The organism is Amycolatopsis sp. NPDC004079, assembly GCF_040610415.1.
Taxonomy (GTDB): Bacteria; Actinomycetota; Actinomycetes; order Mycobacteriales; family Pseudonocardiaceae; genus Amycolatopsis; species Amycolatopsis halotolerans.
This window is the reverse complement of sequence record NZ_JBEXMH010000001.1, coordinates 397,687-423,817: the sequence shown is the minus strand read 5'-3', so window position 1 is coordinate 423,817 and position 26,131 is coordinate 397,687. Positions and strand designations below refer to the sequence as shown.

Annotated in this window: 21 protein-coding genes; 10 read left to right on the top strand and 11 right to left on the bottom strand. The window is 68.7% G+C overall.

Annotated features, from left to right (window positions below):
* Positions 1-29: 29 nt before the first annotated feature.
* Both ABZX37_RS01830 and ABZX37_RS01825 read left to right on the top strand, forming a co-directional pair.
* Positions 30-4,991, top strand: a complete 4,962-nt coding sequence (locus ABZX37_RS01830) for an isopeptide-forming domain-containing fimbrial protein (protein WP_354735069.1) — start codon at positions 30-32, stop codon at positions 4,989-4,991.
* 43 nt (positions 4,992-5,034) lie between these two features.
* Entirely contained in the window at positions 5,035-5,580 is a 546-nt protein-coding gene (locus ABZX37_RS01825; RefSeq protein WP_354735068.1) for an AAA family ATPase, read from the top strand.
* A 6-nt stretch (positions 5,581-5,586) separates the two neighbouring features.
* On the opposite strand, the gene ABZX37_RS01820 is transcribed toward ABZX37_RS01825, so the two are convergent.
* The 4 genes from ABZX37_RS01820 to ABZX37_RS01805 form a co-directional block, all read right to left on the bottom strand.
* A complete protein-coding gene (locus tag ABZX37_RS01820; RefSeq protein ID WP_354735067.1) occupies positions 5,587-6,234 on the bottom strand; it encodes a hypothetical protein in 648 nt (215 codons plus the stop codon).
* A gap of 94 nt (positions 6,235-6,328) precedes the next feature.
* Entirely contained in the window at positions 6,329-7,489 is a 1,161-nt protein-coding gene (locus ABZX37_RS01815) for a sulfotransferase (protein WP_354735066.1), read from the bottom strand.
* Positions 7,490-7,499: 10 nt separating this feature from the next.
* Positions 7,500-8,279: an SDR family oxidoreductase gene (locus tag ABZX37_RS01810; RefSeq protein ID WP_354735065.1), complete on the bottom strand. Its 780-nt coding sequence runs from the start codon at positions 8,277-8,279 to the stop codon at positions 7,500-7,502.
* Between the two features lie 4 nt (positions 8,280-8,283).
* The gene (locus ABZX37_RS01805) at positions 8,284-9,453 is read right to left on the bottom strand and encodes a hypothetical protein (protein ID WP_354735064.1); all 1,170 of its coding nucleotides are present in this window, start codon (positions 9,451-9,453) and stop codon (positions 8,284-8,286) included.
* 87 nt (positions 9,454-9,540) lie between these two features.
* On the opposite strand from ABZX37_RS01805, the gene ABZX37_RS01800 reads away from it, so the two are divergent.
* A complete protein-coding gene (locus ABZX37_RS01800) occupies positions 9,541-10,428 on the top strand; it encodes a helix-turn-helix domain-containing protein (RefSeq protein ID WP_354735063.1) in 888 nt (295 codons plus the stop codon).
* Between the two features lie 371 nt (positions 10,429-10,799).
* Here ABZX37_RS01800 and ABZX37_RS01795 read toward each other — a convergent pair whose 3' ends face one another.
* Complete coding sequence (locus tag ABZX37_RS01795) at positions 10,800-11,273, bottom strand: nuclear transport factor 2 family protein (protein WP_116200007.1); 474 nt, start codon at positions 11,271-11,273, stop codon at positions 10,800-10,802.
* A gap of 82 nt (positions 11,274-11,355) precedes the next feature.
* Between ABZX37_RS01795 and cysD the strand changes: the two genes are divergently transcribed.
* The 6 genes from cysD (at position 11,356) to ABZX37_RS01765 (ending at position 17,947) form a co-directional block, all read left to right on the top strand.
* Positions 11,356-12,273, top strand: a complete 918-nt coding sequence (gene cysD, locus ABZX37_RS01790) for a sulfate adenylyltransferase subunit CysD (protein WP_354735062.1) — start codon at positions 11,356-11,358, stop codon at positions 12,271-12,273.
* The gene (gene cysC, locus ABZX37_RS01785; RefSeq protein WP_354735061.1) at positions 12,273-14,111 is read left to right on the top strand and encodes an adenylyl-sulfate kinase; all 1,839 of its coding nucleotides are present in this window, start codon (positions 12,273-12,275) and stop codon (positions 14,109-14,111) included. Before cysD ends, cysC begins: the two co-directional genes overlap by 1 nt.
* 255 nt (positions 14,112-14,366) lie before the next feature.
* Complete coding sequence (locus ABZX37_RS01780) at positions 14,367-15,083, top strand: methyltransferase domain-containing protein (RefSeq protein WP_354735060.1); 717 nt, start codon at positions 14,367-14,369, stop codon at positions 15,081-15,083.
* Between the two features lie 76 nt (positions 15,084-15,159).
* Positions 15,160-15,294, top strand: coding sequence for a hypothetical protein (locus tag ABZX37_RS01775; RefSeq protein ID WP_354735059.1), 135 nt, complete (start codon positions 15,160-15,162; stop codon positions 15,292-15,294).
* A 61-nt stretch (positions 15,295-15,355) separates the two neighbouring features.
* Positions 15,356-16,525, top strand: a complete 1,170-nt coding sequence (locus ABZX37_RS01770) for a YcaO-like family protein (RefSeq protein WP_354735058.1) — start codon at positions 15,356-15,358, stop codon at positions 16,523-16,525.
* An 18-nt stretch (positions 16,526-16,543) separates the two neighbouring features.
* Positions 16,544-17,947 (top strand): TfuA-like protein, encoded by a 1,404-nt coding sequence (locus ABZX37_RS01765; protein ID WP_354735057.1) that lies wholly within the window; start codon positions 16,544-16,546, stop codon positions 17,945-17,947.
* Here ABZX37_RS01765 and ABZX37_RS01760 read toward each other — a convergent pair.
* From ABZX37_RS01760 to ABZX37_RS01745, 4 genes are all read right to left on the bottom strand, one after another.
* Positions 17,944-18,525 (bottom strand): hypothetical protein, encoded by a 582-nt coding sequence (locus tag ABZX37_RS01760; RefSeq protein WP_354735056.1) that lies wholly within the window; start codon positions 18,523-18,525, stop codon positions 17,944-17,946. The two genes, ABZX37_RS01765 and ABZX37_RS01760, sit on opposite strands and share 4 nt — an antisense overlap.
* 130 nt (positions 18,526-18,655) lie before the next feature.
* Positions 18,656-19,360, bottom strand: a complete 705-nt coding sequence (locus tag ABZX37_RS01755) for a type 1 glutamine amidotransferase domain-containing protein (RefSeq protein ID WP_354735055.1) — start codon at positions 19,358-19,360, stop codon at positions 18,656-18,658.
* On the bottom strand, positions 19,357-20,277 hold the full coding sequence (locus tag ABZX37_RS01750) for an acetoacetate decarboxylase family protein (protein WP_354735054.1): 921 nt from the start codon (positions 20,275-20,277) through the stop codon (positions 19,357-19,359). Before ABZX37_RS01750 ends, ABZX37_RS01755 begins: the two co-directional genes overlap by 4 nt.
* Before the next feature lie 81 nt (positions 20,278-20,358).
* The gene (locus ABZX37_RS01745; protein ID WP_354735053.1) at positions 20,359-20,940 is read right to left on the bottom strand and encodes a TetR/AcrR family transcriptional regulator; all 582 of its coding nucleotides are present in this window, start codon (positions 20,938-20,940) and stop codon (positions 20,359-20,361) included.
* 63 nt (positions 20,941-21,003) lie between these two features.
* Between ABZX37_RS01745 and ABZX37_RS01740 the strand changes: the two genes are divergently transcribed.
* Positions 21,004-22,272 carry an NADH:flavin oxidoreductase/NADH oxidase family protein gene (locus ABZX37_RS01740; protein ID WP_354735052.1) on the top strand — a complete coding sequence of 423 codons (1,269 nt, stop codon included), beginning with the start codon at positions 21,004-21,006 and terminating at the stop codon, positions 22,270-22,272.
* Here ABZX37_RS01740 and ABZX37_RS01735 read toward each other — a convergent pair.
* Positions 22,241-23,872: an ABC transporter substrate-binding protein gene (locus ABZX37_RS01735; RefSeq protein ID WP_354735051.1), complete on the bottom strand. Its 1,632-nt coding sequence runs from the start codon at positions 23,870-23,872 to the stop codon at positions 22,241-22,243. The genes ABZX37_RS01740 and ABZX37_RS01735 overlap by 32 nt on opposite strands.
* Positions 23,873-23,899: 27 nt before the next feature.
* Positions 23,900-25,948, bottom strand: coding sequence for a hypothetical protein (locus ABZX37_RS01730; RefSeq protein WP_354735050.1), 2,049 nt, complete (start codon positions 25,946-25,948; stop codon positions 23,900-23,902).
* Between the last annotated feature and the right edge of the window lie 183 nt (positions 25,949-26,131).

The following is a 26,131-nucleotide window of genomic DNA, read 5'->3' as shown; positions in this document are numbered from 1 at the left end:
GTTGGGGTGCGCGTTGATTCGATGCGATCATGGTGCGCTGGGCGGGTGGGAACGGGAAAGCGGTCCGGCGGTTGGCCGTGCAGGTTCTCGTGACGGCGGTCGCCGTATCGGGTGTCGTGGTCGGCGGCGCTGCTCCCGCGTCGGCGGAGACGTGGCCGGTGGAAGGCGAACAGAGTCCGTCCGCATTCGACTGCGACCATCTTTATTACAGCAATTTCCGCTCGGGCATGCAGTTCCGCACGGACGCCGCCGGGGACGCCGAGATCCAGAACACCGTGATCAGCAAACGGGCGGGCACCGGCCTGCCGGATTACTGGTCGACCGATATGGCGCTCGGCAAGGATCCCGACACCGGCCGTCCCGCCGCGTTCTATTCCAGTTACACGAGTGCGAACCGGAAGCTGTACAAACACGTTTCCGGGACGGACCGGGCCACCGACGAGATCGCGGCCGGCCAGACCCGCGACCTGCCCGCCGGGGTGAACTGGGGCGGGACCGCCGCGGACCCGAACACCGGGATGCTCTTCGGCGCGCAGAACGGCGGCGCGCCGAAGCTGTTCGGGATGAACCTGGCGACCGGCGCGACGACGGTCTGGACCAGGGGCTCGAACCTCACGCCGGTCCCGTCGAACGATCCCGTTTTCCTCGGCGGCTCGCTGGTGCCCGACCTGTTCGTGGACGCCGACGGCGGCGCGTACTACGGCATTTCCTACGGCGGCTCGACCTACGTGTACCGGCTCGATCCGGCGACCGGGACCACGACGCGGGCGGTGCACGTCGTCGGGCCGGGGTCGAGCAACGGCTTCAACAACTACGGAATGGCCTACTTCCACGGTTCGATCTACCTCGGCTACTACGGCGGCGCACTGTACAAAGTGGACCCGAAGACCGGCGCGTCGACGCTGGTGCCCGGCGGGAACGCCCAGGACAACCAGGTCGGCCGGATCAAGTCCGAATCCGGCGGCACCTGGCCGATCACGGACCTGGCCAGTTGCTCGATCGCGCCGAACCTGACTTCCCGCCTCGTCGTGCGCAAGACCGCCAGCGAGCAGACCGCTAAGCCGGGTGACACCGTGCGGTACACGGTGACGATCACCAACGAGGGCGACGCTCCCACCCCGGCGGCCAGCCTGACCGACGACCTGAGCGCGGTCCTCGACGACGCCGCGTACAACAACGACGCGTCCACCACGAACGGCGGGGCACCGACGCCGACCCAGCCGGGCTACGACGGCCGGAAGCTGACCTGGACGGGTGCGATCGCGCCTGGCGACACCGTCACCATGGCCTATTCGGTGACCGTGGGAAAGCCGCCCGGCGGGGACAAAAAGCTGACCAACGTCGTGACAGTCCCGGAAAGCAATTGCGCTGAGCCGTCGAAGGACCCCGCGTGTTCGACGGTCGTGCCGATCGCCACGTTGAAGATCGCGAAACATGCGTCGCCCGCCAACCCGAGCCCGGGGAGCGTCGTCTCGTACACGGTCACCGTGACCAACGACGGTCAGGCTGATTGGGCTGGAGCGCACGTCACCGACGATCTGACCGACGTCCTCGACGACGCCACCTACAACAACGACGCGCGCGCAACCGGTTCCGGCACGATTACCTATGACCCAGGACGATCGCTGCGCTGGACCGGCGATGTCGCGGCGGGTGCCACGGTCACCATCACTTACACGGTGACCGTCGCCGACCCGCCGCGCGGAAACCGTCGCCTGACCAACCGAGTGGTGGGCCCGGACGGTTCGAACTGCGGCACGGACCCCTCATGCACCACGGACGAACCGATTTCTGGCTTGGTGATCCGGAAATCGTCCTCGCCCGCCACCGCGAAGCCAGGCGACACCGTCACGTACACGATCACCGCCGAGAACATCGGCAGCGCGACGGCGACCGCAGTCCACCTTTCCGACGATCTCACCGGCGTGATCGACGACGCTGCCTACAACAACAATGCCGCCGCCACCATCGGCGGCACTCCCACGCCGAGCCAGCCGGGATACGACCCGAACACGGCGAAACTCACGTGGACCGGCGACATCCCTGCCGCCCAGACCGTCACGATCCGCTACACCGTCACCGTGCACTCGCCGCCGCGCGGGGACCACAAACTGCGCAACACCGTGACCGGCCCAGAGGGATCGAACTGCCCGCCGAACAGCACGGATTGCGCCACCGACACTCCCATCGGCGCGCTCGAAATCAAGAAGACCGCGGACAAGACCGATGCCAAGCCCGGCGAGCGCGTCAGCTACACCGTGACCGTGCGGAACGTCGGCGAGGCCGCGTATCCCGGAGCGTCGTTCACCGACGACCTGTTCGGTGTCCTCGATGACGCGACGTGGAACAACGACGCGACAGCCACGTCGGGCACCGCCTCCTTCGCCGCCCCGCGGCTGCACTGGACGGGCGACGTCCCGGCTGGTGCCACCGTGACCGTGCGCTACTCCGTCACCGTCGGCACTCCGCCCGGCGGCGACAAGCGGCTGCGCAACCTCGTCACCGGACCGGACGGTTCGACGTGCCCGCCCGGCAATACTGATCCGGACTGCGGTACTGACACCGGGATCGGCGCCCTGGAATTGTCGAAGACCGCTTCGCCCGCGACGGCGCAGCCCGGCGACAAGGTCACGTATACGGTGACCGCGCGGAACCCAGGCACCGCAACCTATCGAGACGCGCGTTTCACCGACGACCTGAGCCGAGTCCTGGACGACGCGACCTACAACCAGGACGCCCGGGCCACCACTGGCACCGTCACCTACGCCGAACCCACCTTGACGTGGACCGCCGACCTGCCCGCGGGCGGGACCGCGACGATCACCTACTCGGTCACCGTCAGCCCGGCGCGCGCCGGGGACAGCGAACTCCGCAACGCGATCACCGGCCCGCCCGACTCCAGCTGCCCGCCCGGCACCAAGGACCCGGACTGCAATGCGGTTACGCCGGTCGCTCGGCTGCACGTCAAGAAGACCGCGAGCCCGTCGAATCCGCGGCCCGGCGACACTGTCACCTATACCGTCTTGGTGGCCAACGACGGGAAGGCCGCTTACCGTGGCGCATCCGTCACTGATGACTTGACTGGTGTTCTTGATGATGCGAGTTACAACAACGATGCTCGTGCGACGGGTGGCGCGACTGCTTATGCCGCACCGAAACTGACGTGGAATGGGGACGTCGGGGCGGGTGCGTCGGTGACGATCACGTACACGGTCACGGTGCACAATCCGCCGACCGGCGACAAGGAGTTGGTCAATGCGGTGACGGGCGGTGATTGTCTGCCGGGTGGTGATGATCCGGATTGCGGGACGGTCACGCCGTTGCCTGCGTTGAAGGTCAAGAAGACCGCGAGCCCGTCGAATCCGCGGCCCGGCGACACTGTCACCTATACCGTCTTGGTGGCCAACGACGGCAAGGCCGCTTACCGTGGCGCATCCATCACGGACGACCTCACCGGCGTTCTCGATGACGCGAGTTACAACAACGATGCTCGTGCGACGAGTGGCGCGACTGCTTATGCTGCACCGAAACTGACGTGGAGCGGCGACGTCGGGGCGGGTGCGTCGGTGACGATCACGTACACCGTCACCGTGCATAATCCGCCAACCGGCGACAAGAAGCTGGTCAACGCGGTGACGGGCGGTGATTGTCTGCCGGGTGGTCATGATCCGGATTGCGGGACGGTCACGCCGTTGCCAGCGCTGAAGATCACGAAGACCGCGACCCCGGCGGAGATCAAGACCGGCGATCGGGTCAGCTACACGATCACCGTCGAGAACGTTGGCGAGGCTGACTACCGGGCCGCGTCTTTCACGGACAACCTCGCTGGCGTGCTCGACGACGCGACCTACAACGGTGACGCCAAAACGGACACCGGCACCGTAGCCGTCACGCCGCCGAACCTGACGTGGACCGGGGACCTGGCCAAGGGGGCCACCGCGACCGTCACGTATTCCGTCACGGTCACCAACGCAGGCGACCACCGGCTCGTCAACACCGTCACCGGAAGCGGGTCGAACTGTCCGGAGGGGTCGACCGATCCGGACTGTCGGGTCGTGCTGCCGAAGCCGCACCTGCGGATCACCAAAACCGCCGCCCCGGCGATCGCCGAACCGGGCGGGAAGGTCGCCTACACCGTGACCGTCCGCAACATCGGCGAGGCGCCGCAGCCGGACGCACAGTTCACCGACGACCTCTCCGGCGTCCTGGACGACGCCGCCTACAACGGAGATGCCAAGGCGACCGCTGGCGACGTCCGCTACCAAGCCCCGCGTCTACAGTGGACTGGACCCGTCGAGGCGGGTGCGCAGGTCACGATTACGTATTCGGTGACGGTCGGGGATCCGCCGCGTGGTGACAAGGTCCTGCGCAACGCGGTCACGAGTCCGGACGACACGAACTGCCTGACCCGGGACCCGGCTTGCGGCACGGAAACCCCGGTGCGCGCCATGACCATCACCAAGCGCGCGGGCGTGGCGACGGCGAAACCGGGGGAGAAGGTCACCTACACCGTCGAAATCGCCAACACCGGCACGGCCGCCTATCCGGACGCGGCGTTCGTCGACGACCTCTCCGACGTTCTGGACGACGCCACCTACAACCAGGACGCCAAGGCCACGAGCGGAACCGTCGACGAGAGCGGCTCGCGGCTGACCTGGCACGGGGCGCTGGCGGTTGGCCAGACCATCACGGTCACCTACTCGATCACCGTCAAACCCGGAGCGGCTGCTGGGAGCCATCTGCGCAACGTCGTGGTCTCGTCGAATCCGGGAACCAGTTGTGTCACCGGAGCTGAGCCAGGCTGTTCCACCGACACTCCGGTGACACCGCCGACTCCGGTGAAACCCCCGAACCCGGTGGTACCGCCGAGCACACCGCCGCTGGCCTCGACCGGCACACCCCTCCGGGACCTCCTCTTCAGTTCGCTGTTCAGCTTGCTCACCGGCTTCGCGCTGCTGGTTGCCACCCGGCGACGCAGGCGGCGAGGCTGAAAATCGTTGGCGGACCGCCGATGAAGAAGGCAGGGTCCGGGGCGTGACGATCTTCGTGGTGACCGGAATCCAAGCGGCGGGCAAGTCGACGGTGGCGCAGGCCCTCGCGAAACGGTTGCCGAAATCCGTGCACGTGCGCGGGGACGCGTTCCGGCGGATGGTGGTCAACGGACGGGTCGAGATGGGTCCGGCCGACCCGCCCGCCGAGGCGATCCGTCAGCTTCGGCTGCGGTACGCGCTCGCGGCCCAGGTCGCGGACGGGTACGCCGACGCCGGGTTCACCGTGGTGCTGCAGGACATCGTGCTTGGCGAACACCTGACCGAGATGGTCGACGCGCTGCGCACGCGGCCGTGTTACGTCGTGGTTCTCGCGCCGAGCGCCGAGGTGGTGGCGCAGCGCGACGCGGCTCGGCAGGCGGTGCGGGGGAAGATCGCGTACCAGCCGGGCGACACGGGCATCGCCGGGCTGGACGCGTACCTCCGCGAGGAGACTCCGAAGATCGGGCTGTGGCTGGATACCTCGGAGCTGACGGTCGAGGAGACTGTCGACGAGATTCTTGCCCGGGCCGAGGCTGAAGCGGTGGTCTGACCGGAGTCAGTTCGGCGGCTGCTGCGGGCCTTCGCCCGGGTTGGGCTGCGGCGGCTCGGGCTGGGAGTGCCCAGGCTGCTCCGGCTGGGGGTAGCCGGGCTGCTGCTGGAAGTAGCCGGACTGCTGGCCGGGATCCGGCGCGGGGTAACCGGGCTGGGGCTGACCGGGCTGACCCGGTTGCGGCTGACCGGGCTGGCCGGATTGCGGATAACCAGGCTGCGCGTAGCCGGTCTGCGGATACCCGGGCTGGCCGTAACCGGCCTGCGGGGCGAACCCGGGCTGCCCGCCCGTCGGGTACCCGCCCGGCGCGAAACCGGGCTGCGCGGCGCGGCCGCCCTTCGCGACCGCCAGCACGACCAGCAGCCACGACAGTATTTCGAGACCGTTGAGCGTGATGCTCGCGGACGTGAAGATCGTCGACAGCTCGGCGGTGCTCAGGTGGTCCGACATCATCCAGGACGTGATGTTCGCCAGGATGAGCTGCCAGGCGATGTTCAGCGCCGTGGTGACGAGCATGACCGCGAAGGCGGCCACCATCAGCCCGGAGCCGCCGCGCGAGCGCTTGCCGATCGAGAGGATCAGGCCGAACAGCCCCACGATCAGCAGCAATGCCTGCGGGAGGACCTGGATGATCGCGTTGGTGAAGGTCGTCATACCTGCTCTCCGCTCAAGGAACGTCGGGCAGATCCTAGGGGGCGGCCCCGTGCGGCGTGGCCGGTTCGCCGAAGATCCCGGTCTCGAAACGGCTTCAACTTCGGTGCGCGGAACGGTATCCGGCGAACCGCTCGTCGACCTCCCCGGCGGTCAGGCCGAAGTCGGCGAGGTCGTAGCGGTGCCTCGGTTTCGCGTCCCCGGTGCGGCTCCGCTCGTGCAGCGTCGTCATCGCGTCGCGCGCCCGCGGGGCGAGGTCGAGGCCGAAGTGCTGGTAGACGCCCTCGACAGTGCTGATCGGGTCGGCGACGAAGTCCTCGTACCGGACGTCGCAGAACTGCGCGGGGTTGTGCCGCTCCCGGGCCGCGGCGAACTGTTCCGCGCCGCGGGCCCACAGGTCGAGCTGGCTCCGTCCGACGACCTCGCCGCGGAAAGTGTCCGACCAGCCTTCGGAAGCCTGCTCGGTGAGGCTGCACACCGACGCGATGATCGTGCTGGGCGCGCGATGGGTCTGCACGACCAGCGCGTCCGGGTAGACCTCCATCAGCGCGTCGAGCGCGAACAGATGGCTCGGGTTCTTGAGCACCCAGCGGCGGCCGGCGTCGGGCAGGCCGATGAGCTGCAGGTTGCGCCGGTGCCTGCGGTAGGCGTCGGTCCAGTCCTGGCCGTCGAGCCAGCGCGAGTAGCCGGGCACGTGCGCGAGGCATTCGTACGACACGGATTTCAGCGACTGCCGCAGCAGCTGCCAGCATTCCTCGACCTGGTCCGCCGACATGTGGTGCAGGCCCATGAATTCGGGGTGTTCGACGTGGTGCTGCTCGTATCCGGCCTGAATCGCCTGGAACACCGGGTTTTCCGCCCAGGTTTCGCGCGGCGGGCGCGGCTGCGGCATTTCGGTCAGCCACACTTCGAGACCCTGGTGCGCCGGGTCTTCGGTCAGCAGCCGGTGCAGCGCGGTCGTCCCGGTGCGCGGCAGGCCGGTGACGAAGATGGGCCGCTCGATGGGCACGTCGGCGTACTGCGGATGCTGTTTCCACGAAGCCTCGCTCAGCAACCGAGCGACCAACGCGCCGCGCAGGAAGGCGCGATGGACTTTGTTGCCGTACGGCGTTAAATCGGCTTCGGTGGCATAAGAATCAAGCAGCACGCGCAGGCCTTCGAGGTGCTCGTCGCCGCCGAAATGGTCGAGGCCGGTGAGTTTCGTGGCGGACGCGTGGAGGTCTTCGACCGTGCCGACGCTGTCCCGTCCTGGACGCATGCTCTTCCCCTCAGTGATGGTATTCGCCCGCGTTCACGTCGAGGCACTGCCCGGTGACGCAGCGGGCCAGCGCGGACGCGAGGAACACGACCGTGTCGGCGATCTCGTCCGGTTCCGGAAGCCGGCGCAGGTCGATGGTCTCCGCCGTTTCCTCGTACACCTGCTCCGCGGGCACGCCGCGTTCCTTGGCCAGGTAAGCGAAGTACCACTTGAGCGAGTCTGCCCAGATGTAGCCCGGGGCAACGGAATTGACCCGGATTCCGCGCGGGCCGAGTTCCGACGCCAGGCTTTGCGCGAGCGCGAGCAAACTCGCCTTGGCCATTTTGTACGCGCCGAAAGTGCGCCGCGAATGCCGCAGCACGGCCGAGTTGATCATCACGACCGAACCGGCGCTTTCGGCGAGTGCGGCGGTGCAGAGCCGGGTCAGCCGGAGCGCGGCGAGCACGTTGGTTTCGAACCCGGCGCGGACCGCGTCGAGATCGACTTCGGCGAGATCGGTGATCGGCGGAATGGCGAAAGCGTTGTTCACCAACGTGTCCACTCGCCCGAACTCGCTCAGCGCGGTCTCGACGAGCTTCGCTGCCGAGGCGTCGTCGGTGATGTCGGTGGGCACTGCGACGGCCCGGCGGCCAAGCGCCTCGACCTCGGCGGCGACTTCGGCGAGCCGGGATTCGGTGCGGGCCGCGAGGACGACGTCGGCGCCGGCCGCGGCGGACCGCAACGCGATCGAGCGACCCAGCCCCGGGCCGATGCCGGAGACGAGAACGACTTTGCCAGCAAGGAGATCCATGGACTCAGCCCAGCATCCTGGCCGCGACCGCGGCCTGTCGCGCGGCGATCCGCTCTGCCCATTCCTCGGGGGTCACGCTGGCCTCCTTGTGAAACGGCAGCCGGTCGGCGAGTTCGCCGAACTTCACGACTTCGACCTCCGGACCGTCCTCAGTGGTCAGTTCCCGGGAAAGCCGCTGCCAGCGGATCTGGACGTACCCGCGGTCGTGCCCGGTGCGTTCGAGCCAGTTCGCGACGCCGGGGTCGCGTTCGCTGATCACGAACCGCATCTTGCCGTCCGGGTCGGTCCGGGCCTGGTCGGCGGTGAGGCTGGTCTGGTGGTTGAGGTAGTCGAGGGAGACGTACCACGGGCTGCCGAGCTGGATGCCCTGGTACGGCGCGTCCGAACGGGGCACGGTGACGATCATGACCTCGTCGTCGGCGAGTTCGTAGTGCCCGGCCGAGGAGTACTGGGTGGGCAGGCCGCCGGGCGTGCTGCGCGGTTCGGTCATCGTGTTCACCGGCAGATTCAGGTAGAACCACTTGGGGAAGGCGAGGAACGTCCGGATCCGGCTGAGCAGGATCTTTCCGGTGACGCCGTAGCGTTTCTCCATCGCGGTGCGGGACAACGCGGGCGGCGCCTGGCCGGTGGTGCCGGCGCAGCGGAGCTGGATGCTGCCGCGCTGTTCGGTCGCCCAGTCGCTGTAGACCTCGCGGACGACGAGCATCGACGAGCCCGGACCCAGCACGAAATAACCGGGCTCGGGATCGGGTTTCGCCGGGCCGAAGCGGATCTCGAAGGTGCCGTCGGCGGCGACGGGGATGTCGCGGTCGTCGAACGCGGTCATGCTGTCGGGCACCTCGACCGGCGTGTAGTCGCCGTTGAGGACCTGGAAGCTCAGGTCGGCGGTGGTGCCGCGGGTGCCGGTGACGACGTACTCGCGGTCCTCGCGGATGTTCGCGTTGAAGTACAGGGTGTCCGGGTTGTCGAGGCCCATTTTCGTGTACGGGCCGGTGGACAGGGTGAAGTACGGGAAGTCGCGGTCGTAGGCCCACGCAGTCTGGACCGAGGCCCGGATGCTGCCCGCGAGGTAGTCGTAGCCCTCGATCAGGTCCTGTTCGGTCCGGACGTGCGGCGCCTCGGCGATGATCTTTTCGGCTTCGGCGATCGCGCCGGCGAGCGGTTCGGTCAGCACCGGAGACTCCTCACGCTGGTCCAAATCTGTACCGGGGTGGTACGTTCGGTGTCGGTTGAGACTAGAACGCGTTCTAAGGATGGGTCAATGGCGGTTACCCGGCGCTCGCCGCCGACCGAACGGGTCGTGCGGCTGCTGGACTATTTCGCGGCCCGGCCGGGACAGCGTTTCGGGTTGTCCGCGCTGGCCCGCGAACTGGACCTGAGCAAGCCGACCTGCCTCGGCATCCTGACCGAGCTGACCGCGAGCGGCTACGTGGTCCGCGATCCCCGGTCGACGACCTACCGCCTGGGACCGGCGATGATCGCGGCCGGGCGCGCGGCCGCCGAGGGTTTCGGTGCCAGCGAAATCGCCCGCACGCACCTGGAAGAACTCAGCGCCCGCTACCAGTCGACCTGCACCGCGTCGGCTGTGGTCGACGGCCGCATCCTGATGCTGCAGAGCGCCGGGCCGGGCAAGGTGCGACTCGGCGAGACGTATCCGTTCGCGCCGCCGGTCGGGCTGATGTACGTGCTGTGGGACGCCGAATCCGCCTTCGACGCCTGGCTCGCGATGCCGCCCGCGGTGCCCGTGCGGCTGGACGAGGCGTACCTGCGGCGCGTGGTCGCCGAGTGCCGGGAACACGGGTATCTCGTGGAAAGCCTGACGTCGGCGGGCCGTCGGCTCTACACGCTGATGGCGGGCGTCGCCGCTGGTGATCTGCCGCCCGAGGTGCGCGGCTTGGTCGGCGAGCTGGTGTCGAGCCTGGGGGAGCGGGTGTACCTCGGCGCGGACCTCGAACCGCGGAAGAAACACGCGGTGAGCCTGCTCGCGGCCCCGACTTTCGACGCGTCGGGGAGGCAGGAGCTGGTGCTGACGCTCTCCGTGGGCGAACCGATCACCGGTGCGGAAATCGCCCGGCGCGGGGCGGCGCTGGCCGCGGTGGCGGATGCGGTGACGGCGGAGGCGGGCGGGGTTCGTCCTCGCTCGGTGTGACGTCCGTGAGGGGAACCCTCAGGGACTCAGAGTCCCTCAGGGTTCCCCTCACGGACTCCAGTAAACGGTCGCATGGTCGTAAATCGGGCATTCCGGCAACCTTGACGTCCTTTGTGGACGGTCGGCGAGCGTAGGCTGCGCAGTTTAAGGCCCTGGCATTGCCGCAGAGGTCCGTGAGGGGCTCCTTGAGGGACTCAGATTCCCGCAAGGAGCCCCTCACGGACCTCAAGCCTTGGCTGCATGGCAACAAGTCGGGCGTTTCGGTGCCGTTGGCTTCCTTTGCGGACGGTCAGCGGAGCGAGGTTGCGCGGATTAAGTCCCTGGCATGGGGAATCAGATTCCCGCAAGGAGCCCTTCACGGACCGCCGCAATCAAGCGGGCTGGCCCCACATGTTCGCCGTCAGCTTCCACCCCGGCTGGTCCTTCATCGTCACCAGCGTTTCGTACAGCCGCTCGTACCCCGTGCTGCTGATCCGCCAGGCGCCGTCCTCGCGCCGGTAAGTGTCCTCGTAGTACGCGGCGCCCTCGATCACGACGCGGTGCTCGGCGACGATCACCTTGTCCTGGAACATCCACCGCCCGGTCGCGGTGTCGCCGTCGATCTCGATTTCCGGGTGGCCGGCGAAGTGCATCGTCGTGATGCCGGGGCCGACGGTGGTGCGCAGGAACTCCATGAGCGCGTCGCGGTTGTCGAAGTTCAGCGGTTCGCCGTAGGAGGGCGTGCCGTAGTGCACGCGGGCGTCGGCGGTCAGCGTCTCCGCCATCTCGTCCCAGCGCTTCAGGTCGAGGCACCGGAGGTAGCGGAATTTCACGCGGCGGATTTCTTCGAGCGCGGCCAGGTCCATGCGCTCAGCGTCCTCCGCCGCTTGACCGAGTGCAAGAACCTGTTCTACTTTTCTGTCCTCGAACCCCGGAAGGGCGGATCCGATGGCGACCCAGGCACCCCCGGCCTACGAGCTGAGCCACCTCGGTGCGCTCGAAGCCGAAGCCGTGCATGTCTTCCGCGAGGTCGCGGCGACCTTCGAGCGGCCGGTGCTGCTGTTCTCCGGCGGGAAAGACTCGATGGTGATGCTGCACGTCGCGGCGAAGGCGTTCTGGCCCGCGCCGCTGCCGTTCCCGGTCATGCACGTCGACACCGGGCACAACTTCGACGAGGTCATCCGGTTCCGCGACGAAACCGTCGAGCGCTACGGGTTGCGGCTGGTGGTCGCGAGCGTTCAGGACGACATCGATGCGGGCCGGACCGTCGAAGATCCGAAGGCGGGCCGGAATCGGCTCCAGACGGCGACTTTGCTGCGAGGCATCCGCGAGAACGGCTTCGACGCGGTGTTCGGCGGTGCGCGGCGCGACGAGGAGAAGGCCCGGGCCAAGGAACGGGTGTTCAGCTTCCGCGACGAGTTCGGGCAATGGGATCCGCGGCGGCAGCGGCCGGAACTGTGGAATCTTTACAACGGCCGCCATCGCAAGGGCGAACACATCCGGGTCTTCCCGCTGTCGAACTGGACTGAGCTGGACATCTGGCAGTACGTCGAGGCGGAGAACGTGACCCTGCCGTCGCTGTACTACGCGCACCAGCGACCGGTGGTGCAGCGGGACGGCATGCTGCTCGCGGAGACCCGGTTCCTCACCGTGGGCGAGGGCGAAGTTCCTTACCCGGCAACGGTTCGCTTCCGCACTATCGGGGACGCGACCTGCACCGGCTGCGTCGAATCGACCGCTTCGTCACCGGCGGAAGTGGTGGCCGAGGTCGCCGCGACGCGGGTCACTGAACGCGGCGCGACCCGGGCCGACGACCGGATTTCCGAGGCCGGGATGGAAGACCGCAAGAAGGAAGGCTACTTCTGATGGGCGCCGGGGATCGGGTCACGACGGTGCGGCTCGCCACGGCGGGCAGCGTGGACGACGGCAAATCGACCCTGATCGGCCGCTTGCTGTTCGATTCGAAGACGGTGTTCACCGACCAGCTCGAAGCGATCGAGCGCACCAGCCGGGACCGCGGCGACGCGTATCCGGACCTCGCCCTGCTGACCGACGGCCTGCGCGCCGAACGCGAGCAGGGCATCACCATCGACGTCGCGCACCGGTATTTCGCCACGCCCAAGCGGAAGTTCATCATCGCCGACACCCCGGGGCACGTGCAGTACACCCGGAACATGGTCACCGGGGCGTCCACTTCGGACGTCGCGCTGATCCTGGTCGACGCGCGCAAGGGCGTGCTCGAACAGTCGCGCCGGCACGCGTTCCTCGCCAGCCTGCTGGGGATCCGGCACCTGGTGGTGTGCGTGAACAAAATGGACCTTGTCGACTGGTCGCAGGAGCGGTTCGAGGAAATCCGCGAGGACTTCCGCCGGTTCGCGATGAAATTGCAGACGCCGGATCTGACTTTCGTGCCGATGTCCGCGCTGCACGGCGACAATGTGGTGCACCGGGGCGCGAGTATGCCGTGGTATGAGGGCACTTCGCTGTTGCATCACCTGGAGCAGGTGCACGTCGCTTCGGATCGCAACCTCGTCGACGCGCGTTTCCCAGTGCAATACGTGATTCGCGAACACAGCCGGGACTTCCGCGGTTACGCCGGAACGGTGGCCGGCGGCGTGTTCAAACCCGGCGACGAGGTGACGGTGCTGCCGTCCGGGTTCACCACCACCGTCCGCGCGATCTGGGGCCCCGGCGGGGTCGAGGTGCCGGAGGCGTTCGCCTCGCTGGCCGTCACCATCGAACTTGCCGACGAACTGGACCTCAGCCGCGGCGACCTGATCTGCCGTCCGGGCAACCGTCCGCACGTCGGCCAGGACGTCGACGCCATGGTCTGCTGGTTCTCCGAACAGGCCGCGCTCGCTCCGGGCGCGAACTACCTCGTCCGGCACACGACCCGCGAGACCAAGGCCGAGGTCCGCGCGCTCGACTACCGGCTGGACGTCACCACGCTGCACCGCGACGAGGCCGCTGAGTCGTTGTCGCTCAACGAGATCGGCCGGATCCGGCTGCGCACGCGACAGCCGTTGCTGTTCGACCCCTACCTCCGCAATAAGCCGACCGGTGGATTCCTGCTGGTCGACGAACACTCCGGGGACACCGTCGGGGCGGGCATGATCACCGGCCCGAGCGCAACCGCGCCGAACGTGGTCTGGCATCCGGCGGCGGTGTCGCGGGACGAACGCGCGACCCGCGGCCGCACCGTCTGGCTCACCGGGCTGTCCGCCTCGGGCAAGTCGAGCGTGGCCGTCGAGCTGGAGCGCAGGCTGGTCGCCTCGGGCCGCCCCGCCTACCTGCTGGACGGGGACAACCTCCGGCACGGCCTCAACGGCGACCTCGGGTTCGCCCCGGCGCAGCGGGCGGAAAACATCCGCCGCGTCGCGGAGGTCGCCAAGTTGTTCGCCGACGCCGGGGTAGTGGCCGTCGTGTCGCTGATCAGCCCGTATCAGGCTGACCGCGAGCTCGCGCGGGCCGTGCACGAAACTGCGGGTTTGCCGTTTTTGGAAGTCTTCGTCGACACGCCGCTCGAAGTGTGCGAGGACCGCGATCCGAAGGGCATGTACGCCAAGGCGCGGTCGGGGGAAATCACCGGATTCACCGGAGTGGACGCGCCGTACGAACGGCCCGCGTCCCCGGATCTGGTGCTGCGTCCGGAAAACGGCGACCCCACTGCGATGGCCGCATTGGTTCTCGCCGCCCTGGAGTGACGTCCGGGCGGCGCAGGACGCATTCGTACGGCTGGGCTAATTCGCGCTGCGACCGTTTTCCGCCGAGAGTCGATCGGGCAGGCGTGCCAGTTTCTTCGGGTAACGACCTTTGACGGTGCGTCGCGGGCGCTGCGACTCTGGAGTTCTGCCTCCGGCGGTGCGCCCGCTGGATGCTGAGGTCTCGGTCGAGCCGGGCGATTCGGTGCCCGGTCCGGCGTCATTCGCATTTCGGCAATGGTGCTGGGAGTGTCAGGCGTGGATGTCACTTTTTTCGAACAGGCTTTGCAACGCGAAATCCGGCCGGGTTCCTTCGCGGTCGAAATCGGCGACAGCACGCTGCCGGTCGCCCCGCAGCCGCTGGGATGGTGGAAGCGGGAACCCGGAGCCGAGCCGCCGGTCGGCTCGGACGTGCTCGACTGGGTGCGGGACGGCTACGTCCTCGACATCGGCTGCGCCACCGGCCGTGACCTGGAGATTCTCGCCGCTCGCGGGGTCCGTGGGCACGGGATCGAGCTGATCCCGGCCGCGGTGGAGATGGCGCGGGCCGCGGGCGTCTCCTGTGTCCGGGCGGACGTTTTCTCCTACCTGCCGCCGCGCCCCGTGGACACGGTGCTCGCGGTCGGCGGAAACGGCGGAATGGCGGCCCGGCTCGCCGCACTGCCGGAATTCCTGCTTCGGTTGTCCTCGTGGCTGACCGAAGCCGGCCGCATTGTGTTCACCAGCACGGATTGGCGGAAACTGCCGCCGGGAACATTCAACACCCGTGAACTCCCCGACGGCGGATACCGCGGGGACATCCGGATGCGGCTGTGGCTCGAGGACGAGGCCGGCCCGTGGTTCCCGTGGCTGTTCGTCGATCCCGACGCACTGGAAAAGGCCTGTGCCGAAGCGGGGCTGCGGATCGCCGGCCGCAAGGAATGGCAGGGCGGGATCGCCTACGCGGCGCTGCTCGAGCGGGCCGTTTCCGCCTGATCGCACGGGGAAGGCCGGTCCGCGCCCCCGAATTTCCCTGGTCCGCAGGGGAAGTGGAATGAAAGGAAGTTCCCGCATGAACGAAATCGTGCTGCCCACGGCCGCCGAACTGGAAGCCGACCTGACGAGCGTCCGCTCGGAAAAGATCTCGACCTTCCAGTCCCCGTTCGCCGAGGGCGTGGCCGAAAGCAGCGAACTCTGCGGCTGCTGACCGGGGTCGGGCTGGCGGTGCGTGCCGCCAGCCCGATCGGCGCGGAAGAAACGAGGCGACGATGACCCAGCAGACGGCCGCGGATCCGGGCCCGGCCAAGGTGGTGTTCGACGGGACGCACCGGAGCCGTCGGCCGGAGGAGACGTGGCAGTGGATCAAACCGAAACTGCCGCGGCTCGGCATCACCCGCGTCGCCGACGTCACCTGGCTCGACGAGATCGGGATCCCGGTGTTCCAGGCGATGCGGCCGAACGCGCTGACCCTCTCGGTTTCCCAGGGCAAGGGCGTCAGCGCCGCGCTGGCCCGGGTGTCCGGGGTGATGGAGGGCGTCGAGCTCTGGCACGCGGAACACCCGCTGAAATTCTCGGCCGACACAGCCGCCGTCGGCGAGGTCGAACGGTTCACCGGGTACCGCGTCGACGAGCTCGCGCTGGCCGCCCGGCATTGCCTCAACCCGGACACGCGGTTGGAATGGCGGACGGCGCGGCTGGTCGACGGCAGCGGTACGTCGCTGGTCCCCGTCGAGCTGATCGCGCTCGACTTCCGGTTCGACGAGCGCTGGCTCCCGCCGTTGTTCCGGATCAGCAGCAACGGCCTGGCCAGCGGAAACACCCTGGACGAGGCGTTGCTGCACGGGATGTACGAGGTGGTCGAACGCGACTCGATGGCGCGCCGGGCCGCCGGGGAACAGCCGTTGCTGGTGCACCCGGAAACCGTCGAGAACGCCGGGCTGGTGGCTCTGCTGGAGAAATACCGGGCGGCCAAGGTGCACGTCCAGATGAGCTTCCTGCCGAATCCGTTCGGCATCCCGGCCTTCGACGTGCTGATCTGGAGCGACGCGTTCCCCGCGACGTTCACCGGCTCCGGCGCTCACCTGGACGCCGCGGTCGCGTTGTCCCGGGCGCTCACCGAAGCCGCGCAGTCCCGAGCCACAGCCATCGCCGGAGCACGCGACGACATCGGCAAGGCCCCGTACCGGGAAGCCCGCGTCTTCGGGGTCCGCCGGTCCTCGGATTCCCCGCCCTTCAAGGAGGACGACGGCCCGGCGATCCCGTTCGGCGAAATCGAATCGGCCCCGCTGGCCACTTTGGCCGGTGAAGTGCGGGACGTCGCCGAGCGGGTCAAGCGAGTGACCGGGCACGCCCCGCTGTATGTCGACCTGACCCAGCCGGACCTCGCGATCCCGGTGGCGCACGTCGTCTGCCCGGGAACCTCCTTCCAGCACCATTGACCCGGAACGGACGCCTTCATGCCCCGTCGTCTTCTTTTCGCCGGTCCGAGCCTGCCGGACGCCGCCGAGCTCGCGCGGGACTCGGACATCGAGGTGCTGCCTCCGGTGGCCGCGGGCGATCTGCCCCGGCTGTCGCTGGCTCCCGGGGACGCGGTCGGCATCGTCGACGGCTACTTCCACCAGGTCGGCACGGTCCGGCACAAAGAAATCCTGGCGCTGCTGGGCGAAGGGGTGCGGGTGCTGGGCGCGGCCAGCATGGGCGCGCTCCGGGCCGCCGAACTGGACGTCTTCGGCATGGAGGGCGTCGGCCGGATCTACGCGGACTACCGCGACGGGCGGCTGGAGGCGGACGACGAGGTCACCCTGCTGCACAGCACGCCGGAGGAGGACTACCGGCCGCTCTCGGAACCGTTGGTGTGCATGCGCGCGACCTTCTCGCAGGCGGTGGCGGCCGGGGTGTGCGACAGCGAGACCATCGCACGGCTGGTCGCTGTCCTGGCCTGCTGGCCCTTCGGCCGGAGGTCCTACGACGGTCTTGCCGCGGCTGGCCGGGAAGCCGGGATCGACCCGAAGCTGGCCCGCGAGATCGGCCAGTACTGCGTCGCGCATCGGCTGGATCCCAAGCGTTCGGATGCGATCCTGCTGCTGGACGCCTTGCGGCACGAACGGCCGACCCCGCTCGACCCGCCGACGGTCAACCGGACTTCCTTTCTGTACCTGTGGCAGACGGCGGCGTCGGGGCTGGAGATCGGGGACTCGCCGCACCAAGGCCACCTCGGCGCGCTGCGCGCCTGCCAGCTGTTCGCGGCCGACTATCCCTCGTTCCACCGAAGGGTGATTTTCCGTGCTCTGGCAGCGAAATGCGTCGAGGAATGCGGCAGTGAGCCACTCGCCGACGACGCGGAGACTGCTTTGCGGCACGGCGAGCACCGGGGCCTCTACCGGCTCCCGGCCGACCCCGCGCGGCTGGCCTTCCTCGCGCAGTGGCTGACCGCGGCCGAGCGCGAAACTCTGCCCCGGTCAGCGCAACTGCTGACCTTTCTCGTGCGCAGTTTCCGGGTGAATCCGGGCCTCACGTGGGAGGAACTGCCGCTCCGGCAGCTGCGGGAGAAGCCGTCGTGGGAGGACGCGCGACGGCTCGTGCGGCTCGCGTGGGAGGTCAACGACCGGGTGTTCGCCGAGGACCAGGAACGCGACGTCAACGACCTGTCGCACGAGAAGATCCTCGACCTGTTCGCCGGCCGGTGGGGCGTCGCCCGCGACGAGCTGGAACTGGCGGCGATGGACCGCGGGCTGGAGTCGCTGGACAGCCTGGTGATGGCGGGCCGCGCGTTCTACCTGCTCGCGCGCTACAACCCGAACCTGGCGCGGCTCACCGTCGAAGCGGCCGATGCCCCGACGGCGAGCCGGAGTGCCAGCTAGCGCGACAGGGCCAGGCACCGGATCCCGAAGCGGTCGCCGTAATTGTTGAAATAGGACACCAGGCTGAAGCCTTTGGCGACCCAGGCCGGATTCTGCCAGCGGCAGGCCGCGTGGAAGTCGATGGGAACCGACGTTCCGTGTCCGACGCACCGCCAGGACGCGACATTGTCGCCGACGCTCGCGTCGGAATAGCCGAGGGAGTTGCAGTATTTGTTGACCTCGATTCCGCCGACGTCGGCGTACGCGGACGGATTGGCCCAGCACCGGCCGCCGTTGTTGGTCACGGTGAAACCGGCCCGCACCAGGTCGGAGAATTGCCACCGGCAGGCAGCGGTCAACGGCACCGCGGTGTCGATTTTGTGGTTCCCGACGCAGAACCAGACGTCGGCGCGCCGCGTGACGTCCGCGAACCCGTTCGCTTGGCAGAACTCGCGAAGCATCATTCCGCCGAGGTCGCCGACAGTGGCGGGCGACGCGGGCTTGGCAGGTGCGGCGGACGCGGCGGGGGAAATCAGCAGGAATGCGAGCAATGCGCCGCCCACCGCGGCCAGCAGCGATCTGAACCGTGATTGTCTCATCGGAAATCCGTCCGTCTCTGTCCGGAATTATCGCTTTGTGGTGCGCCTCGCGAAGCGGCCCGGGTATCGTTGCGCGCGGGGACGGGTGAGCACAATCAGCCTATGAGCGTAAGCCGTGGCGTCATTCGCGCTATGCGGCGGAGACGTCGGCGATGATCCGGCGCGCGAGCGCGGCCGACGAGCCGGGATTCTGGCCGGTGTAAAGAGTGCGGTCGACGATCACGTGAGACTTCAGCGGCAGGCCGGCGACGTAGTCCGCGCCAGCCTCCTTGAGCCGGTCTTCCAGCAGCCACTTGGCTTTCCACGCGAACGGGTTGAACCGTTCCTCGACGTTGGAAAGCCCGGTCATCCGGTATCCGGCGAACGGCCAGGTCCCGTCTGGGTTCTTCGCGGCCAGCGCGGCGGCGGGCGCGTGGCACAGCAGCGCGAGCGGCCTCGCCGAGGCCAGCCGTTCGGTCAGCAACGCACCGGAAACCGGGTCGACGGCGAGGTCTTCCATCGGACCGTGGCCGCCGGAATAGAAGACGACGTCGAAGTCGTCGGGGTCCACTTCGGACAGATCGGCGGGCTGGGCCAGCACGGGGGAGAGGCGGTCGAGTTCGGCCTTGAGTTTCTTGGCGGTGCGCGGAAGAACGCCGCCTTTGACGCCGAGGCTGAGGTTGTCGACCACGGGCTGCTTGCCGCCGGGAGTGGCGACCGTGACGTCCCAGCCCGCTTCGGCGAACAGCGTGTAGGGGACGACGAACTCCTCGGCCCAGAATCCGGTCGGGTGTTCGGTGCCGTCTTTCAGCGTCCAGACCCGGGCGGCGGAAAGCACCTGCAGCACCTTGGTCATCGCGAAACTCCTCGCTGGGGAACCGAGTACGGGACCGGCAGGTGCAGCGCGAGCTGGCCTTCGGCGAGCACGTCGAACCGGACCGGGCGGGTCGGCTTGAGCGAGCGCAGGTCGTCGCTCATCCGGCCGCGGCCGAGCTGCAGATTCACGGTGCGCGGGAAAGACGCGCTACCGGACGACAGGGCGTTCGTCTGGCTGAGCGTCGAGTGCCAGGCGCCGTCGATGGTCGTGTACGAGGTGAGGGTCGAAACGCGTTCCCCGCTGGGGTGCCTGGTCTGCGCGGGGGTGGCGGCGGACAGCGTCAGATCGGCGTCGCCCTCGTCGTTGGCGACGCGGGCGGTGGTGCGTTCGGCGTTGATGTCGACGTCCAGTTCGGTGACCCACTTCGGGAAGCCGTAGCCGTCGTGGCCGCGGACCTGCGCGATGTCGGTGTTGACCGGCAGCGACAAGACGTAGGTGTCGAGGTGGTCGTTCTTGAGCGCGGTGAGCAGGTCGACGAACCCGAGCTTGCCATGCCGCGCGGGCTGGACCGCGACACCGACGGCCGCTTCGGTGTAGAAGTCGATGTCGCACACGTCGTAGCGGAAGAACATCACCGACACGAGGCCGAGGCCGGGCGCGACTTCCAGCGGGGCCAGTTCCCGCGGCAGCCGGGCGCGGATCGCGCGGGAGCGGGCGAGCATGGTGAGCCGTGCCGAGGACATCCGGTAGTAGAAGTTCGGCGTCAGCGTGGGCCCGATCGGCGACTCGACCCTCGTCTTCGGCAGGCCGCGGAAGAACTCGACGCCGCTGACGCGTGGGTCGCGGGCGACCTCGTCCAGGTCGGCGGCCATCCGGTAACGGTCGTACAGGCCGCCCTCGGGGACGGTGACGAGGCGACCGCCCAGGTCGACGTCCACAGTTCCGGTCGATGCCATCGGGGTCGCTCCTGTCGCGTCATGTGTGCAGTGCTTACATGACGGTAAGCCTCGATGTGAGCACTGTCAACACTGGGGTCGTCACTCACCCGCCCGGGCAGCGAAGACCGCGGTGAAGGACGCGCGGACCCGTTTGGCGACGTCGTCGGGGGAGTCGCTGGCGAGCTTGCCGTCGAGGTGCAGGCTGGCCAGTCCGTGCACCATTCCCCAGCCCGCGATCGTGATGGCGGCCAGGTCTGCCTTGGGGAAGACGGTGGCGACGGCGCGGGCGAGCGTTTCGTGCACCGCGGCGGCGGCCTGGACGCGCTCGTCGTTCGTGTCGTCGCAGGCGTTGCCGAACATGAGCCGGAACAGCGCCGGTCGGCGCAGGGCGAAGTCGACGTATGCGACGCCCAATTCGGCCAATTCGGCGACCGTGGTCGGCACCGCGCCGCCCTGGGCCAGGTCGTCGTTCAGATCGCGGAGGCCCTGGGCGGCGAGGGCTGATTCGAGGGCGTCGCGGTCGGCGAAGTGCCGGTACGGCGCGGTCGGGGAAACGCCCGCTTTCCGTGCGACAGCCCGCAGGGAGAACTGCTCGCCCTGCTCGAGCATCTCCATCGCGGTCGTCAGCAAGGCGGCCCGGAGGTCGCCGTGATGATAGCCGTCCTTCGCGGAAGTTGACACTGCTTACATCGCCTCCTATTCTCATGTGAGCACTGCAAACATACCGCACGGATCGAAGGAATCATGACCACCTCGCCCCTGTTCGCGCCGTTCGCGCCCGCCCACGGCCCCGCGCTGGCCAACCGGCTCGTCAAAGCGGCCATGGAGGAGAACATGGCCGGCTCCGGGCAGTTGCCCGACGAGCGGATGCGCCGCCTGTACCGCCGCTGGAGCGAGGGCGGCGCGGGGCTGCTCATCACCGGCAACGTGATGGTGCACGCCGAAGCGATGACCGGACCGGCGGGCATCGTCCTGGACGAGCGGTCGCCGCTGGAGCCGTTCCGCGCGTGGGCGGACGCGGCGAAGAGCGGCGGTGCGCGGGTGTGGATGCAGATCAACCACCCCGGACGCCAGGTGATGGCGAACCTGCCCGGCGTCGCGTGGGGTCCGTCGGCGATCAAGGTGGACCTCGGCAAGCAGAGCAAGCGGCTCGCCCAGCCGACCGCGATGACCGCTGACCACATTGGACAGACGGTGGCGCGTTTCGCCGAGACCGCGCGTCGCGCCGAGGAAGCCGGGTTCGACGGCGTCGAGATCCACGCTGCCCACGGGTATCTGCTGTCACAGTTCTTGTCGCCGCTGGTCAACACGCGCACCGACGAATGGGGCGGCAGTTTGGACAACCGCGCGCGGCTGCTGCTCGACATCGTGCGAGCCGTGCGAGACGTCGTTTCCCCGGATTTCGCGGTCGCGGTGAAACTGAACTCGGCCGATTTCCAGCGCGGCGGATTCGACGCCGCGGACGCTGGCCGGGTGATCGAAATGCTGGCTCCGCTCGGTGTCGACGTAGTCGAACTGTCCGGCGGCAGCTACGAAAGTCCCGCGATGTCCGGCCGGTCCGGCGACGAGCGCACGGTGGCGAGGGAGGCGTACTTCCTGACTCTGGCGGAAGAACTCGCCCGGACAAGCCCGCTGCCGCTGATGCTGACCGGTGGCATCGTCCGGCGTTCGGTCGCCGAGCAGGTCCTGGCGGGCGGGATTGAGCTGGCGGGGATGGGGACCGCCCTCGCGGTGGACCCTGACTTGCCGAAGAAGTGGCTTCACGGCGAGGACGCCGCTGTCGAACTCGAGCCGGTGACGATCAAGGACAAAGCGCTGGCGTCCGCGGCGGGGATGGCCCGGGTGCGCCGCCAGTTGCGACGGCTCGGCGCGGGCCGTGCGCCGCTGTTGCGCACGAATCCCAAGCTGGCGCTGCTGAAGGAAACCGTTCTGCAGCAACGCGCCTTGCGCCGCTACCGGGGCTGGCTCGCGGACCGGGGCGTCAGCAGGACGTTTTCGCCACAGCAGGCGTGACCGCCTTGTTCCACACCGTCCCGGTGGATCCGTCGGCCCTGATCTCCACGACCGGGAACGGTTTCTCCACCGGGTTGCCGTACTGCGCCTGATCAGGGCTGAACTGGATGCTGCCGCTCGCGCCGCGGACGGCGTTCTGGCACCGCATTTCCTCGATGAGCCCGATCTGGGACAGGGGCGCGCGCACGACCGTGTCGGCGACGCCGTTCGCGGCGCGTCTGGCCGCGGTCACGGCGACCATCATGGCGTCGTGGGTGAGGATGCCTTCGCCGCTGCCCAGGTCGGCGACGGAGAAAGCCAGCGGGGTGGTCCCGTCGTCCGCTCGGACCGGCTGGCCGTCGCACGCGCCGGGTTTGCCGGTGAAGACCGCCTGGAAAGTGTTGTAGGCGGCCTGTTCCCCGGAACCGTTGCACGGCCCCCATTCGTCGGGACTGGCCAGCGAGGTGAACAGCACCCGGACGTGGCCGCCGCGGACGGCGTCGCGGAGGCTCGCCTCGTTGATCGAGGAGCCGCCGTCGTCGCCGGTGACGACGGTCAGCTTCCCGTTGGCGCACGGGGTGTTCCCCTGCGTCCAGGACTGCACGAACGGCCCGAGATCGATGCCGCGGCCGGTGAAGTAGACGACCGTCGGCGCGACCGAGCAGAGATTCTGGTCCAGGTAGGCGAACTGGGTGAGCAGCGGGTCGGCACGGGAGACGTTGGGAGGCAGCGGGCCCGGCGAGGTGAACGGGAACCGGTGCGCCGCGGGCATTTCCTTGACGGCCATCGCGCCGAGCGTCTGGGTGTAGTCGTCGCCGGGAACGTTGTCCTGCACGATCGCGACCCGCGACGGGTCCGGCTCGATGCCCGCGATGTACCGGGCGGCGGCCGCCACGGAGTGGGTGTTGGTGGGCGAGGTGCGGAAGAAGCCGGTGTTGAGCCTGCCCTCGGGGGTGAGGTTCATGGTGTCCCCGGTGACCGTCGCGCCGATCACCGGCAGATGCGCCTGACCGGTCAGTTTCGCCGCCGCCGCACGGGTGTTGTCCAGGCTCTGCCCGAGCCCGATCACCGAGACCACATGGTGGGCGGCCGCGTGTTCGGAGATCTTGTCGACGGCCTCGGACCAGCTGGCGTACTGGCTGCCCATATTGGCCAGGAACAGCTTCACTTTCGGCACGCTGCCCTGGAACGCGGCGGTGTGGTTGGCCCGCCACGTTCCCGCGAGCGCGCCCTCGATGTCGGCATACAGGTCGGGGTAGAGCCTGGTGTCGATGCCTTCGTTCGGCGTCATGTCCTGGAGCAGCACGACGGACACGTAGTTGTCGGTGACGGCTTCGTTGGCGGCCCGGACCGTCTTTTCCAGTTCCCGCATGTGCTCCGGTTCGTCCTTCCGGAACTGCGAGCTGTCCAGGTTGATGCCGACGCAGGCGTCGGTCGCGTCGGCGGACATGCCGTCCCCGCACGGCGCGAACAGCGGGGGGACGAGGAAGATCGCGGCGACGAGGGCGGCCACCGTCAGCGTGGCGAAGCTGGTGGCCGTCACCGGGCGCCGCAGCACCCAGTTGACCAGACGCGGGAATCTGCAGGTGAACCAGCGCAGGAATTTTCTGATGAGGCGCATCGCGCTCCTGTCGGGGAAGGGGTGGCTTTACCGGCCGCTGAATTGCGCGGCGGCCTCGGTCAGCGCGTCGGTGTCGTCTCCGGCCGCGTAGTTGCCGGCCAGCCTCGTGAAGTTTTTGGAGATGCGCTTGTCGTGCGACGGGCTGGGAACGGTGTGCGGGTCGTGGTAGAGCCACAGCCGCGCGACGATGCTGGTGATCGCGGCCTCGGCCGATTCCCGCCCCGGCGGCCCGTCGGGCACGAGCTTCGTGACGCTGTCCTCGGTCGGCTCGACCGCGGGCAGGCGGCACGGAGCCATCGTGATCTGGTCGACCAGCCGAACCCAGGCTGGGTGTGCGACCTCGGCGAACTGGTCGACCAGTTCGCGGACGACGGGCGCGAAGTTGTCGCAGGCGAGCGCGTAATACAACCGCCGGGCCTGATCCTCGGTCTCGCCGGTCGGTTCGGCGCAGGTGTTCGCCATCCGCCCGAACACTTCGGCCCACGTCATGGCCACGGGATGGCGGTCGGCGCTTTGCGCGTGCAGACCCGCCAGCAGGCAGGCGAGCAGCCACGGGTGCAGGGCCGCCGGATGTTCCCGCCCGGGAGCGGAGACCGGCCACAGGCGCGAAGGCCGGGCGGCGAAGGTGCTGATCCACAGGTTCTCCCGCAGCGAGCGCAGAATGTCGTTCGCGTCGGGAAAGGCGGCGGGATCCAATCCGGCCGACCGCCCCGGCTGGCCGAGCCGGACCGCCACCGCGACCGCCTGCGGAATGACGGCGTGCAGCGCGTCCGCCAGCAGCGACATCGGCAGGAAGGACTTCAGCGCGCGTTCCCACAGCGCGATTCCTTCGTACGGCTGGAAAAGCAGCGAGCGGTCGAGCGGTGCGACGTCCGTCGGCAGTTCGGCGACCCAGCGGCCGATCTCCTGCGCGGCGGCGGGCAGGCCGCCGGAGAGGCGCTGGACGAACTCGTCGAAGACAGCCGGTTCCCAGCCGTCCGGGGTGGTCGGGGCGAGTTCGCGGAGCACCTCGGGGCCGGGCGGGTCCAGCCAGACGGGATACCAGGCCCGCGCCGCGCCCGCCCGGGCGGCGGCCAGGTGCTGGGTCCACTGCTTGAAATCGGCCTGGGACAGCAGCGGGACCGGCCGCCCGTCCGGGCAGTCCGCCTTCGTCAGCCACGGTTCCCGCCACTCATGGCCCCAAGCGGCCGACCACCGGTCCATTGCCGCCACGATCAGCAGCGGATCGCGTTCGGGCAACCGATTCTGTCGTGCGCGGATGAATGCGGTGAGGAATGCGCGGCCCGCGGGGGTGGCGTCGACGTTGTCGATCAGCAACGCCCAGGCGTGCTCGTGCGGGCCGTCCTGTCCGCGCGGGGCCAGACACTGGCATCGCCGTACCGGCGTCGTCCATTGGTCGGCGCTGCGCTGCAGATCAGTCAGGAACGCGTTCATCACGTGCGGGAGCGGGTCCGAACCGCGTTGGCTCAGCTCGATCAACGAGTCGATCGTGCTGGCTCCCTCGAGCAGGCCGCTGAACCAGCGCAGCGCCTGCCGCACGCTTCGCCGCCGTCGGTTCGCGAGACGCAGCAGCGCGCCGATTCCGCTGCTGACCGCTTTCTGAACCGCGGGACCCGGCACCTGATCTCCGATCCCGGACAGCGAAACGGCGAATCGGACCGCCGCGCCGGCCATGTCCGCGATCCGCTCGTCTTCTTCCTGGTGCAGGTAGCTTCCGATGAGCTGGAGCACGTACGCGCGGGCGGCGTCCCGGTCCTGCGGCAGGGTTTCGTTCAGCGCCAGCAAGGAAAGCCCGACGCGGTGGAAAGCCGGGTCGCGCGGCAGATTGTCCCAGTGCCGCGCCAGGAGGAAGGAAACGCAGGCGACGGCGGAGATCGGGTCGGCGACGCGGGCGTCCTGGAAATCGAGCCGGGCGTGGACGAGCGTGCCGCCGCAGGCGCCGGCGATCGCTTTCAGCGCGGTGCTCTTGCCCGAGCCCTTCGGCCCGAGCAGCGCGACCACCGGCTCCGGTACGGCCGTCCCCTCCGCCGGTCGCCGGAATGCCTGCCCGACGAAAAGCTCTGCGGCAGTGATCACGGGTGGTTCCCCCAGGTCTTGGACGCGCTGTTCGGCTCGCTCGCGGTGCGAAGGCACGGCAGAGGGTGTATCGGTTCAGATGTGGGCCGTGTCACAGGTATCGCGGCGGTTCACTCGGAAGTGTGGCCATCCTGACCGGTCGCGCAGGTGGCCGTCCGAGGGTGTTCCGGTGGCTGGAACAAA